This is a genomic window from Nonomuraea recticatena (assembly GCF_039533245.1).
GTDB classification, from domain to species: Bacteria; Actinomycetota; Actinomycetes; order Streptosporangiales; family Streptosporangiaceae; genus Nonomuraea; species Nonomuraea roseola.
In genome coordinates, this window is record NZ_BAAATE010000002.1 from 280,692 (window position 1) to 293,170 (window position 12,479).

Annotated in this window: 11 protein-coding genes; 6 read left to right on the forward strand and 5 right to left on the reverse strand. The window is 71.5% G+C overall.

Annotated features, from left to right (window positions below; translation table 11 throughout):
* Positions 1-3 precede the first annotated feature (3 nt).
* Both ABFX50_RS04600 and ABFX50_RS04605 read right to left on the reverse strand, forming a co-directional pair.
* A complete protein-coding gene (locus tag ABFX50_RS04600; protein ID WP_312895437.1) occupies positions 4-1,668 on the reverse strand; it encodes an LCP family protein in 1,665 nt (554 codons plus the stop codon).
* Between the two features lie 135 nt (positions 1,669-1,803).
* Positions 1,804-3,363, reverse strand: a complete 1,560-nt coding sequence (locus ABFX50_RS04605; RefSeq protein ID WP_346143494.1) for a neutral zinc metallopeptidase — start codon at positions 3,361-3,363, stop codon at positions 1,804-1,806.
* Positions 3,364-3,553: 190 nt separating this feature from the next.
* Between ABFX50_RS04605 and ABFX50_RS04610 the strand changes: the two genes are divergently transcribed.
* Both ABFX50_RS04610 and folP read left to right on the forward strand, forming a co-directional pair.
* The gene (locus ABFX50_RS04610) at positions 3,554-4,426 is read left to right on the forward strand and encodes a LysR family transcriptional regulator (RefSeq protein WP_183645595.1); all 873 of its coding nucleotides are present in this window, start codon (positions 3,554-3,556) and stop codon (positions 4,424-4,426) included.
* A gap of 91 nt (positions 4,427-4,517) precedes the next feature.
* Positions 4,518-5,360 carry a dihydropteroate synthase gene (folP, locus tag ABFX50_RS04615; protein ID WP_346143496.1) on the forward strand — a complete coding sequence of 281 codons (843 nt, stop codon included), beginning with the start codon at positions 4,518-4,520 and terminating at the stop codon, positions 5,358-5,360.
* A 63-nt stretch (positions 5,361-5,423) separates the two neighbouring features.
* Here folP and ABFX50_RS04620 read toward each other — a convergent pair whose 3' ends face one another.
* Complete coding sequence (locus ABFX50_RS04620) at positions 5,424-6,422, reverse strand: saccharopine dehydrogenase family protein (protein WP_346143498.1); 999 nt, start codon at positions 6,420-6,422, stop codon at positions 5,424-5,426.
* Positions 6,423-6,506: 84 nt separating this feature from the next.
* On the opposite strand from ABFX50_RS04620, the gene ABFX50_RS04625 reads away from it, so the two are divergent.
* Positions 6,507-7,097, forward strand: coding sequence for a TetR/AcrR family transcriptional regulator (locus ABFX50_RS04625; protein ID WP_346143500.1), 591 nt, complete (start codon positions 6,507-6,509; stop codon positions 7,095-7,097).
* A gap of 48 nt (positions 7,098-7,145) precedes the next feature.
* Here the strand turns inward: ABFX50_RS04625 and ABFX50_RS04630 are convergent, their stop codons facing one another.
* Positions 7,146-8,492, reverse strand: a complete 1,347-nt coding sequence (locus ABFX50_RS04630) for a sensor histidine kinase (protein WP_346143502.1) — start codon at positions 8,490-8,492, stop codon at positions 7,146-7,148.
* Positions 8,485-9,159 (reverse strand): response regulator transcription factor, encoded by a 675-nt coding sequence (locus ABFX50_RS04635; protein WP_183645591.1) that lies wholly within the window; start codon positions 9,157-9,159, stop codon positions 8,485-8,487. The genes ABFX50_RS04630 and ABFX50_RS04635 overlap by 8 nt, the downstream gene beginning before the upstream one ends.
* Positions 9,160-9,268: 109 nt before the next feature.
* Between ABFX50_RS04635 and ABFX50_RS04640 the strand changes: the two genes are divergently transcribed.
* From ABFX50_RS04640 to ABFX50_RS04650, 3 genes are read left to right on the forward strand one after another with little or no spacing between them, the layout of a single operon-like run.
* Positions 9,269-10,390, forward strand: a complete 1,122-nt coding sequence (locus ABFX50_RS04640; protein WP_346143505.1) for a LolA family protein — start codon at positions 9,269-9,271, stop codon at positions 10,388-10,390.
* Complete coding sequence (locus ABFX50_RS04645; RefSeq protein WP_346143507.1) at positions 10,387-11,340, forward strand: ABC transporter ATP-binding protein; 954 nt, start codon at positions 10,387-10,389, stop codon at positions 11,338-11,340. Before ABFX50_RS04640 ends, ABFX50_RS04645 begins: the two co-directional genes overlap by 4 nt.
* The gene (locus ABFX50_RS04650) at positions 11,327-12,352 is read left to right on the forward strand and encodes an ABC transporter permease (protein WP_346143509.1); all 1,026 of its coding nucleotides are present in this window, start codon (positions 11,327-11,329) and stop codon (positions 12,350-12,352) included. Before ABFX50_RS04645 ends, ABFX50_RS04650 begins: the two co-directional genes overlap by 14 nt.
* Positions 12,353-12,479 lie beyond the last annotated feature (127 nt).

Here is a 12,479-nt window from a genome sequence, read left to right on the forward strand (position 1 = left end):
GGGTCAGAAGCCGCACAGCTCCGCCAGGCTCTTGGCCGAGGCGTTGTTGGCGGCCGACTGCCCGTTGCGCGTCGGGGTCTGCGACGGCTTCACCGGACGGCTGGCCGACGGCGTCGCCGTGGGCGAGGACGTGGGGGAGGACGTCGTCCCCGGCGAGGCGGTGACCCCGGCCGCCAGCGCCCGCTTGGCCGGCTTGAGCGAGTCGTTGATCGCCTTGACCGTCGCCCTGCGGATCTTGGGCCAGTCAGGGGAGCCGGTGTAGAACTGCGGGGGCACGAACTGCAGGCTGGTGATGCGCGCGTCCTTCACCTCGAGCGCCAGGTTGGCCAGCGGCTCCAGCAACTCCTGCGGGATGTTCGTCTGGGCCATCCGCTTGGCCGTCCTGGCGATCTCGCCGAAGTTGGTGAGGATCTTGTCGGGCGTCGCCTGCTGGGCGAAGGCGCCGATGACGCAGCGCTGGCGGCCCATCCGGCCGAAGTCGTCGTCGACGACGCGGGAGCGCCCGTACCACAGCGCCTCCTCGCCGGACAGTTGCCGGAAGCCCGCCTTGATGGTGCCCGCGGTGCCGTAGTGGCCGCCCCACGGGATGTCCTTCTCCACCCGCAGCCTGATGCCGCCGATCGCGTCCACCAGGTCGACGAAGCCGTACATGTTGATCAGCGCGTAGTAGTCGATGCGCAGACCGAGCGTGTGGCTGATGGCGTCCATCAGCGCCTTGGGGCCCTTGTTCTTGCCCCCCATGATCTGCGGGTTGTCGTTGGCGAACTGCCAGACCTCGTTCAGCAGCCCGCCGTTGGGCAGTTCGGCCATGAATCCGTTGGGGAAGTGCTTGGCCAGCGGCGAGGAGGGGGGAAAGCGCACGTGCTGCAGGTTGCGGGGCAGGCTGAACAGCACCGTGTTGCCGGTCTTGATGTCGACGCTCGCCACGTTCATGCTGTCGGTCCGCATGCCGGTGCGGTTGCCCGCCGCGTCACCGCCGATGAGCAGGAAGTTGACCCGCTTCTTGCCGTTCCACGGATCGGCCTGCTTGATGGGCTGGACCTCCGGGTCGGACGTCGAGGGGAAGATCGCCTTGACCGTGTCGCGGAAGGTCAGCACGGTGTTGGCGGTCAGCGCGAAGGGCGCCATGACCGACACGCACAGCAGGCCGACCGCGATCCCGGAAATGATCTGGCCCCGGCCGTTGAGACGGTCGGGGCCGAGAGCGATGTAGGAGGTCAGCACGAGCGCGAACCAGCACAGCGCGCCTATCACGGCGGCCGCCGAGACGGTGATCATCGTGCTGTCGCGCGCCGCCGCGCCGTAGTTACCCACGAAGGACAGGCCGTAGATCAGCCCCACGAGCAGCAGCAGGCCGAAGAGCCCCAGCAGGATGAGGCCGGTACGGCGGCGCCCCGCCCGCAGGTGGGCGGCGCCGGGCACGATGACCGACAGGGCCGTCCAGCCGATGATCGAGCCCGTGGTCATCTTCCTGGCGAACCGGGGGCCGCCGGAGGCCTGCAGCCTGGCAAGGAACTTCGGGGTACGGGGCGCGCGAGGAGGCTTGGGGGCGCGGTTGCTCGGCTGTGTCTCGCGGTCTCTGGTGGGAGTGTCAGAGGCGGGGGCGCGCCGAGGAGCCCGCCGTTTCCTGCCGCGCTCGGCGGCGTCTCCCCCAGGGCGCTTCGACACACCGGCTCCTTCATACGTCGCACCAGGCCAAACCCTGGGGTTTGCCCCCCGTTGGTCACGAGATTGCCAGGATTCTAGCCCCCATATCGGGACATCAATGACAGATGACCAATGTGGGATGAACGCCCCATGAAGCTAGGAGGTCGAGGACGAGGAGGCCAGCCACGTATTGCACTGGTAGGTCATGTTCCTCTCCCACCCCTGGCGGAACCACCGGTTGTTGTTGGCGAGACTGCCGTGGTCGCGGGGGTAGCCAGGGTGGTCGCCCACGCGCGAGTAGAACCAGAACAGGGTGTCGCGACGGCTGGAGTTGATGGGATAGCTGTCGGCGACGGCCCTCATGAACATACCGCCGAAACAGGTTGCCTGGAGCTCCAGTTTTCTGCTCAGTGCCAGCCGCCCGCTCTCGCTGGAGGAGTCGAGGTGCTTGCGCCAGTGCGAGCCGAGGATGCCGGTGATCTGCTGGACGTGGTGACCGTACTCGTGGGCCATCATGCTGATCGTCGCGCCGTGCCAGGCGACGATCTGGCCGTACCCGATGGAGTTGCCGTTGCCCCGCGCGAGCGCGGAGGTGGAGGCGTAGATGGTGTTGTTGCGCGGGCAGTAGTACGGCACCATGCTGCCGGGCGAGGGGTAGTCGCCGCACGCGCCCCTGCCGCGCTTGGCGGCGATCGCGTAGTTGGGCGGGCTCCAGTCGATGCCCTGCTTGCGCAGGATCGGCGCCCATGCCGCGTCCATGCATCGGCCGGTCTTCAGGATGAGCGCCTTCAGCTGGCTGTGGCTGAACAGGCTCGCGTTGCCCGCCCTGCACGTCGTACGCGGCAGCCTGCCGGCACGGTAGAGGGTGTTGGCCTGCAGGCTGGTGTTCAGCGTGACCCTGGCGGGCGGCTTGAGCGTCTGCTGCTGCGAGGGGCGGGTGGACGGCTCCCGCGTCGGCCGCTGCGAGGGCTGCCCTGTCGGCCTGTCCGTCGGCTCGATCGGCCCTTCGCTGCGGTCGGGCTCGGGCTCGAAGGTCGGCGGGGTGAACGTGGGGATCGCCACGGGCGAGGTGGTGTCGGTGTGCGAGGCGCTCTTGAAGAGCGCCGCGCCGATCACGAGCAGCACGAAGATCGCCGCGACCGAGCCGAACACCGCCCCGATGATCGCGCCCGCGTTGGACTTGCCGCGCTGGGGCGGCCGCTGCCATGGCCCGCGCGGGCCCTGGGGCGCTCCCCAGCCGGGCCGCGGACCCCCGCCCTGCGGGTGCGGCGGGTAGGGGCCGCCCTGACCATGGGGAGGCCCCTGCGGGGGCTGCCCGTACGGCACGCCGTACGGCTGCCCCTGGTGCGGGCCCTGGTACGGCGGGCCCTGAGGTGGACCCTGGGGCACCGGGCTCTGGTGCGGCGCGTTGGGAGGCCTGCCGTACGGCGGGGCGGGCGGCTGCGGCGGGTAGGGAGCCTGCGGCGGATAGGGGGCCTGCGGGCCCGCCTGTGGCGGCCCGCCGTACGGCGGGCCCTGCGGGGCGGGCGGCTGCGCGGTGGGCTGCGCCGGCGGCTGAGGGGCCGGCGGCCGGTACTGCCGGGTGGCCGGTTCCTGATACTGCTGCCCGCCCTGCTGGGGAGGCCACGGGGGAAAAGGCGGCTGCTGGGGTGGGCCTGAACCGGGCTGCCCCTGGTGTCCCGGAGGCGGGGGTGGATACTGCCCGTTGCCTGTCACGCTGTCTCCCCTTGACACGGTTGTCCGAAATGGGAACCGCAGTCCAGACCTTTGCCAAATTTGGGGCAGAAGCATACTGATTTCTCACCCGTCACGGATGTAGCGGTACTCGGTTACAGTCCGAAATCATTCGAGGTGATCTCCGCTATGTCGCCGTCCGAGGAGCGGCCGTTGTCCTAGCTTCAATGTCATGAATCTGCAGCAGCTCCGCTACGTGGTCGCGACTGCGGAGCACCGCACCATGACCGACGCGGCCAGGTCGCTCTACATCGCGCAGCCTGCGCTTTCGCGCGCGATCCGAGACCTGGAGCGCGAGTTGGGCATGACGCTGTTCGCCCGCTCGGGGCGCGGGGTGGTCGTCACCGCGCAGGGCCGCAGGGTCGTCAAACTGGCCAGAGAGGCGCTCGACGCGGTCGGCGAGATCGAGGCCCTGTCGACCCACGGCGGCGCCTCGGAGGCCGAGCTTCGCATCGCCTCCACCGCCAACCTCGAACCAGGCCTGGCAGGCCGGTTGCTCCCCGCCTACGCGGCCGAGCATCCGGGTGTCAGGGTGCACATCATCCGCTGCGACGGCCGCGACGCGGTCGTGAACGCGGTCAGGGACCAGCGGGCCGATCTCGGCCTCACCGACCTGCCGGTGCCCACCGACCTGATCACCCATCCCCTCGAACGCCAGGAGATCGTGCTCATCTCCCCTCCGGGGCTCGATCTGCCCGATCCCGTCCCGATGCGCAGGCTCGACGGGCTGCGGCTGGCCCTGCCCGCCAGAGGCAGCGTCCGCAGGCGGGAGCTGGACGCGATGTTCGGAAAGTACGCGGTCAACCCGATCGTCGTGCTGGAGACCGACGAGCGCAACGGCTGGCTCAACGCGGTGCGGGCGGGGCAGGCCTCGCTGCTGTGGTACCGCGGCATGGCCGAGCAGGCGGCCAGGGCGGGGCTCGTGGTGCGCTCGCTCGATCCGGCCGTGCGCCGGGTGATCGCCGTCGTCCACGCCCGCCGCAGGCTTCCCCTGATCGCCCAGGACTTCCTGGCGACGGCGGAGAAGGGCTCCACGGCCGCATGACCCGCGCCCAGGGGCGAGAGCCACTCTCGTCCCTAGGGCTGGTCGCGGTGATGGGGCCGACCGGCCGTACGGCTCTGTAGGCTCCGAGGTGATGAGCATCTTGCGCCTGCACGGCAGGGAGTTCGGCCCGGGGGAGTACGCGGTCATGGCCGTGGTGAACCGTACTCCCGACTCCTTCTTCGACCGGGGAAGGACCTACGGCTTCGGGGCCGCGCTCGAGGCGGTCGCCCAGGCCGTCGAGGGCGGCGCCGACATCGTCGACATCGGCGGCGTCAAGGCGGGCCCCGGCGAGACGGTCGACGCCCACGAGGAGATCAGGCGGGTGGCCGACCTCGTCTCCGCCGTCCGCGAGCGCCACCCCGAGCTGATCATCAGTGTCGACACCTGGCGGGCCGAGGTGGGCGACGTGGTGGCCAAGGCGGGCGCCGACCTGCTCAACGACACGTGGGGCGGCGTCGACCCCGGCCTGGCCGAGGTGGCGGCCAGGCACGGGGTGGGGCTCGTGTGCGCGCACGCGGGCAGGGTGGAGCCGCGCACCAGGCCGCACCGCATCGCCTACGCCGACGTGGTCGCCGACGTCGTCTCCTACACCGTGGAGCTGGCCGGGCGGGCGGTCGCGGCCGGGGTGGCGAGGGAGTCGATCCTCATCGACCCGGCGCACGACTTCGGCAAGAACACCTTCCACTCGCTGGAGGTCAGCCGCCGCCTGGACGAGATGACGGCCACCGGCTGGCCGGTGCTGGTGGCCGTGTCGAACAAGGACTTCGTGGGCGAGGCGCTGGGCGGGCTGCCCGTGGAGGAACGGCACGCCGGCACGATCGCCACGCTGGCCGTCTCGGCTTTGCAGGGGGCGCGGGTCTTCCGGGTCCACGACGCCGCCTCGGCCAGGACGGCGCTGGCCGAGGTCGCCCGCCTCACGCGACCCGGCGCCTGAGGCCCTCCACCGGCACCCTGCGCCCGAGGATCGGCGGCGCGGGGTGCTTCGGCGGTCGTCTCGTCAGCCGACGAACGTGGCGCCGACCTCCCTCATCCGCTCGACCGCGTAGGCGGGGTCGAGCAAGGCCTCGGGGGTGTGGATGCCCGGCGCCACGGCATCGCCGCGCAGCCCGAGCAGTCGTTCGACCCCGAGGGCGACGCCGAGGGCGGTCAGGGGCCGCTGCCCCTCGGGGTGGACGAGGTGTCGGCTCGTGCTGAGCGGCGCGCCCGTGGACCCTGCTCCTTCGAGGTCGATCCTGACCTCCATGGAAGCGGGTCCGCCGCGACGCCTGCTCGGGGACTGCCCGACCGCCAAGTCGAAGCGGACGTTCGGTGCGCCCGTGGCGAGGGCGAGGCTCGGCACGTCGAGGATGGGGATGCTCTGGCCGGGCAGGACGGTGCCGTCGACACCGATCACGTCCGCCTGCGCGTCACGGCTCTCGAGCCAGGTGAAGACGCCGTCACGGCGCACCAGCCCCGCCGAGGTGACGGCCGACCAGCGCTCCAGATCCGCTATCCCCGCGGGCCCGCCGATGTCTGTTTCGTCGAGTATGGCGCCGATCCTGATGGTGTCGATCCGGTCGAACTCCCGGGCCGAGTCCAGCGCCGCGAGGACGACGAGACCGGCGAGATAGTGGCTGGCCACCAGGATCGGTGCCCCGCCCGCCCGCTGGGCGCCCGCGACGACCTCCGGTGCGATGTCCATCAGACCGCTGGAGATGCTGAGGTAGGGCAGCCCGCGGCGCTGCGCGTAGCGCAGCCCGTGCAGGCGGGCGTCCCACACGGCCGCGACCACCGCTGAGTGGACCTGGCCCGCCGGCAGGCCGAGATCGCTCCGCTCCAGGTCGATGGTCACGGCCGTCGCGGTACCGAGCTCGTCGGCGACCCGCTGCGCGCGAGCGAGATCGCGACCCGCGATCGTCAGCGGCAGTGTCGGATGCCATTGGCGCAGGAGGGCGGCGGCTCCCGCGCCCGCCTGACCCGAACCGCCCATGACCAGGACGGATGTCGAATGCTCCACTGAGGTTCCTCTCGTGTCCAGCCAAGCTACATTTTGTAACTTACACTTTGTAGCTAAACTGGGGCGACAGCGCAAGGGAGGACGATGACCACATCACCGAGTCGCCTGTCCAAGCAGGCCAGGCGGGAGCAGCTGCTCGACACCGCCATGACGATGGTGCGCGACCAGGGCGCAGACGGTCTGACGCTGGCGACCCTCGCCGAGGCCGCGGGGGTGAGCAGGCCGATCGTGTACGACCATTTCGGCACCCGGCCAGGCCTGCTGCTCGCGCTCTACCGGCGACTGGACGAACGACACAGGGACGCGTCGGCGCGGGCGTTGCGGGAGGCCGCGCCCGCCGTCGAGGAGATCGCCCGTGCCATGAGCGCCGCGTACTTCGCCTGTGCCACCGACATGCCGGAGTTCAACGCCGTGTCCGCCGCGCTGAAGGGGAATCCGGAGATGGAGGAGATCCAGCACCAGATGCTCGACAGCTTCAGGGACTGGCTGGCCGCCGCACTGCTGCCCCACTCGAGCCTGACCTCCGAGGCGCTTCGGCTGCGCTGCGTCGGCGTGCTGGGCGCGGCCGAGACGATCGCGGCGGAGCTGAACAGGGGGCAGACGACCGCGGCGGAGGCGGTCACGGCGCTGTCCGACCTGATCGTCGGAAGCGTCGGCGCCAGGACCGATCGCTGATACCGCGACGGCGCCGGCCTCGACGGTTCGGAGAAGGCGACGCAGGCCTCAGGCGGCGGGTGGGAGCCTGACCACCGCGCGCAGGCCGGGAGCGGCGTCCTCCAGGTGGACGGTGCCGCCGTGCGCCCTGACCGTCTCGCGCACGATCGCCAGGCCCAGCCCCGCGCCGCCCTCGTCCCTGCCGCGGCCGTCGTCGAGCCTGGTGAAGCGGTTGAAGACGCGCTCCCTGTCCTGCTCGGGGATGCCGGGCCCGTCGTCGGACACGGTGAGCTCGCCGTCGGCCCTCAGCGCCACCTCCACCTTGCCGGTGGCGTGCCGTACGGCGTTGTCCATGAGGTTGGTCAGGACCCTGCTCAGGTCCAGCGCGTCGCCGCGCACCACGACGGGCTCGCAGGCGGTCAGGCGGGCCTCGCCGTACCTCTCGACCACCTGCCTGACCACCTCCTCCAGGTTGACGGGCTCGTTCCTGGCCAGCCTGCCGCCGCGCTCGTCCAGCCTGGCCAGCGCCAGCAGGTCCTCGGCCAGGCGCGACAGCCGCAGGGTGTCCTCGAGCACACCCTCGGCCGTCTCGCGCCAGTCCTGGCCCTCCGGATGGCCGAGCGCCACCTCGAGCTGCAGCCTGATGCTGGCCAGCGGGCTGCGCAGCTCGTGTGCGGCGTCGGAGACGAGCGCCCGCTGGCGCGACTCGGCTCCCTCCAGCCGGGCCAGCATGTCGTTGAGCGTGACCGCCAGCGAGTGCACCTCGTCGCGCGCCTCCGGCACGGGCAGCCGCCTGGACCTGGCCGTGTGGGTGATCTCGGCGGCCCCCTTGCGCAGCGCGGCGATCGGACGCAGCGTCCTGCCGATGATCAGCCAGCTCGCCCCCGCCAGGAAGGCCACCAGCAGCGGCGTGCCCACGAACAGCACCCTGCCGGCGACGATGAGGCTCTTCTCGATCTCGGCCACAGGGCGCGCCGCCAGCACGGTGATCCCGTCGTCCCCGCTGACCACCACGACGCGCAGCGGCCCCGGGATGCCATAGGGCTCGCCGTCGCGGAACCGGGCGTTCTCGTGGCTCTGCGCCCGCCTCCTGTCGTGGGCGGGCAGCAGCGGCACCAGCCGGTCGGCGCCGTACGTGCCGTGGGTGATCCTGCCGTTGGCCGCGATGACCTGCACGATCGTGCCGTCCTGCGTGGTGATCGGGTCGGTCAGCGTGCCGCTGTCGGCCTGGGCCCTGACGGCCTGCGCGTGCTGCCTGGTGGTCTCGTCGACGGTGTCCATCAGCGACCTGCCCAGCACCATCATCAGCGTCGAGGCCGAGACCCCGAACGCCAGCACCAGCGCGACGGCCGCCAGGGCGGTCAGCCTGAAGCGCAGGCTCCTGCGCCTCCATCTGGCGAGAGGGGAGTCAGCCACCGTCGCCGGCCAGCCGGTACCCGGCGCCGCGCACGGTCTGCAGCGCGTTCCTGCCGAACGGGGCGTCGATCTTGCGGCGCAGGTAGCCGACGTAGACCTCGACCACGTTCGGGTCGGTGTCGAAGGTGTCCCAGACGTGCTCCAGGATCTCCGTCTTCGACACCACCTCGTCGTGGCGGCGCATCAGGTACTCCAGCAGCGCGAACTCCCGCGGCGTCAGCTCCACCGACTCCTCGGCGCGCTGCACCTTGCGCCTGGCCGGGTCCAGCGACAGGTCGCCCGCCGTCAGCACGGCTGGACGGCGGCCCGCGTCACGCCGCAGCAGCGCCCGCAGCCTGGCCACCAGCACGACGTAGGAGAACGGCTTGGTGAGGTAGTCGTCGGCGCCGAGGTCGAGACCGTCGGCCATGTCGTACTCGCCGTCCTTGGCCGACAGCATCAGGATCGGCACCCAGTTCTCCTCCGCGCGCAGCCGCTTGCACACGTTGTAGCCCGACAGCCTGGGCAGCATGATGTCCAGGACGACCACGTCGTAGTCGCCCTGCCTGGCCAGGTGCAGGCCCTCCTCGCCGTCGTGGGCCAGGTCCACGGCGAACCCCTCGGCCTGCAGCCCCCGCTGGAGGGCCGCCGCCATCCGCCTCTCGTCCTCGACGACCAGAACTCTCATAGGCGACATAGTGCACCATCAGCGCTGAGAGCCCTCTCAGCTCGTCTCAGGGTCGCCACAGGACACTTCACGCACTGTTGAGAGGTAAGCAATACCGTGAAGGAGTGAGATGTCCAGAGGCAAGCTCGTGAGGTGGGGAGTCCCGATGGCGGCCGTGGCCGTCATCGGCGCCGCGATAGGCGCGGGGCCGGTGATCGCCGCGGTCAGCGGAGACCCGGTCCTGCCGGAGCGCTCGGCCCAGCAGCTGCTGGCGGAGGCGGCGGCCGCGGTGCAGAAGGACGGACTGCCCCCGATGTCGGGGACCGTCCTGGAGACCGCCTCCCTCGGCCTTCCCGCCCTCCCGCAGACCGCGTCGGCAGGATCCCCGATCGCCCTGCTGTCCGGATCCCATGAGGCCAAGGTCTGGTACGGCTCGCGCGACCAGTTCAGGCTGGCCGTCCCCGGGCCCATGAACGAGACCAACGTCATCGTGAACGGCGACCAGACCTGGGTGTGGGACAGCCAGTCCAACACCGCCACCCGGGTCAAGATCGCGCCCGGCGCCGAGAAGACGCACACCGCGGCCCCGACCGGGCCCTCGATGACCCCGCAGCAGGCCGCCGAGCAGCTGCTGTCCAAGGTCGGCGAGCACAGCGTGGTCAGCGTCACCAGCAACACCCAGGTCGCCGGCCGCCCGGCCTACGAGCTGGTGCTGGCGCCCAAGGAGGCGGGCTCGCTGGTGCAGGACGTACGGCTGGCGCTCGACGGCGAGACCTACGTCCCACTGAGGGTCCAGGTGTACGCCAAGGGCTCGGCCGAGCCCGCCTTCGAGGTCGGCTTCACCCAGGTCACCTTCTCGGCTCCGGCGCCGGAAAACTTCGCCTTCACCCCGCCCGCGGGGGCCAAGGTCGAGGAGAAGACGCTCGGCTTCTCGAAGGACGAGGAGAAGCACGACTTCGCCGAGGGCGAGGTCAAGACCGTCGGCGCCGGCTGGACCACGGTCGCGGTCCTGCCCACGCCGAAGACCCCCGCGGCTCCCTCCCAGGGGCGGAGCGAGGGGCAGGGGCAGGCCCAGGAAGCCGCCGCCGCGCTCGACACCGTCCTGCGCTCGGCCACCCCGGTGAGCGGCGCGTGGGGCAGCGGCAAGCTGATCAAGACCAAGCTGGTCAGCGCCCTGTTCACCGACGACGGCCGCCTCCTGGTCGGCGCGGTCACCCCCGAGGAGCTCACGAAGGCGGCAGGCGCCAAGTGAGTGTGACGCTGGAAGCAGGGGCGCCCTCAGGGGCGTCCCCGCCCGCGGGGGACGACGCGATCGTCACCGAGGGGCTCACCAAACGCTTCAAGGGGGGTCAGGTCGCCGTCGACGCCCTCGACCTGGCCGTGCCGCGAGGCTCGGTCTACGGCTTCCTCGGCCCCAACGGGTCGGGCAAGACCACCACCATCCGCATGCTGCTCGGCCTGGTCACGCCAACCTCGGGCAGCTACTCGGTGGTGCCGCTGCCCAGGGTCGGAGCGCTGGTCGAGGGGCCCGCCTTCTACCCCTACCTGTCGGGTGAGGCCAACCTGATGCGCTACGACGCGGCCGATCCCACCGCGCCGCGCCGAACGGCCAGGACAAGGGTCGCGGCGGCGCTCGACAGGGTCGGGCTGTCGGCCGCCGCGGCCAAGCGCTACCGGCACTACTCGCTCGGCATGCGCCAGCGCCTGGCCATCGCCGCCGCCCTGCTCGGCCCGCGCGAGCTGCTCATCCTCGACGAGCCGACCAACGGGCTCGACCCGCAGGGCACCAGGGAGGTGCGCTCGCTGGTGAAGGAGATCGCCGCCGACGGCACCACCGTGTTCGTCTCCTCGCACCTGCTGGGCGAGGTCGAGCACATGTGCACGCACGCGGCCATCATGCGAGCCGGCAGGCTGGTCGCGCAGGGGACCATCGCCTCGCTGAACGGCGGTCGCGCCCCGCGCGTCAGGGTCGAGACGCCCGACGGGGCCGACGCGGCCAGGGTCCTGCGCGGGCTCGGCCTGTCGGACGTCGCGCACGACGGCCATGAGGTGAGCGCCGACCTCGGCGGGCACGCCACCGAACGGCTCAACGCCTCGCTGGTCGAGGCGGGCGTGGCGGTCAGAGGTCTGTCGGTCGTACGGCCGAGCCTGGAAGAGGTGTTCGTCGGGCTGACCGGGGAGGGTTTCGATGTCGAAGGTTGAGCCTGAGGTTCGCGACGTGGAGGCCGGTGAGCCGCCGCGCGGAGGCGGGGCGCGGCGGATTCCGGGGCTGGTGCCGGTGGCCGAGTCAAGGCTCACCGCCGAGGTCGGGCCGCGCGCCGACCTGCCGGGCCGGATCGCCCCGCAGGGACCGCCGGCCCTGCCGGTCCCTCCGCAGGACGGCGGGACGGGACCGGTCAGCGCCTTCCTGCGCATGCTCGGCTCGGAGCTGAGCCTGACCTTCCGCAGGCCGCGCAACCTGGCCATGCTCGCCGTCCTCGCGGTCGTTCCCGTCATTCTCGGCGTGGTGCTGCGCCTCGTGGGCGACGACCTGGCCGACGGACCCGGCGGCCTGATCCAGCAGGTGACGGGCAACGGCTTCTTCCTGAGTTTCATCTCGCTGTCGGCGCTGGTACCGCTGCTCATGCCGGTCGCCGTCGCCGTCGTGGCCGCCGACTCGGTGGCGGGTGAGGCGAGCGCGGGCACGCTGCGCTACCTGCTGGCCGCTCCGGCCGGCCGGACGAGGCTGCTGGCGGTGAAGTACGTCAACGCCGTGCTGTTCTGCCTGGCCGTCGCCTCGGCCGTGTCGCTGGCCGCGCTGGTCACCGGCCTGATCCTGTTCCCCGCAGGGCCTGTGACGCTGCTGTCGGGCGTGGCGATCCCGCTCGGCGACGCCCTGCTGCGGATGCTGATCGTCATCGGCTACGTGACGGCGGGCATGGCCGCGCTGGCCGCCGTCGCGCTGGCGCTGTCGACGCTGACCGAGGCGCCGATCGGCGCGATCGCCGCCACCGTGGTGCTGGTCATCTCCACCCAGGTGCTCAGGGTGATCCCCCAGCTCGACGTGCTGCAGCCGTATCTGCTGCCCAACTGGTGGGGCGACTTCGACGCCGTGCTGCGCGACCCCATCGCCTTCGACGACCTGAGCTCGGGACTGCTGGCCTTCGGCGCCTACATCCTGCTGTTCGGCTCCCTCGCCTGGGCCCGCTTCACCAGCAAGGACATCACCTCCTGAGGCCGGCCGCCGCGCCGCGACCGCCCACGGGGATCCCCGGCTTCACGGCCTCACGCGGCCGTGGGCCGGGGTTTCCTGGTTGATGAGCCGTCTTCGTGAGCCGTCTTCGCGCGCCTCGGGGGCCCAT

Coding starts and splice junctions, on each gene's coding strand:
- ABFX50_RS04610 (WP_183645595.1), top strand. CDS start 3,554: ATGAATCTGCAGCAGCTCCGCTACGTGGTCGCGACTGCGGAGCACCGC.
- folP (WP_346143496.1), top strand. CDS start 4,518: ATGAGCATCTTGCGCCTGCACGGCAGGGAGTTCGGCCCGGGGGAGTAC.
- ABFX50_RS04625 (WP_346143500.1), top strand. CDS start 6,507: ATGACCACATCACCGAGTCGCCTGTCCAAGCAGGCCAGGCGGGAGCAG.
- ABFX50_RS04635 (WP_183645591.1), bottom strand. CDS start 9,159: ATGAGAGTTCTGGTCGTCGAGGACGAGAGGCGGATGGCGGCGGCCCTC.
- ABFX50_RS04640 (WP_346143505.1), top strand. CDS start 9,269: ATGTCCAGAGGCAAGCTCGTGAGGTGGGGAGTCCCGATGGCGGCCGTG.
- ABFX50_RS04650 (WP_346143509.1), top strand. CDS start 11,327: ATGTCGAAGGTTGAGCCTGAGGTTCGCGACGTGGAGGCCGGTGAGCCG.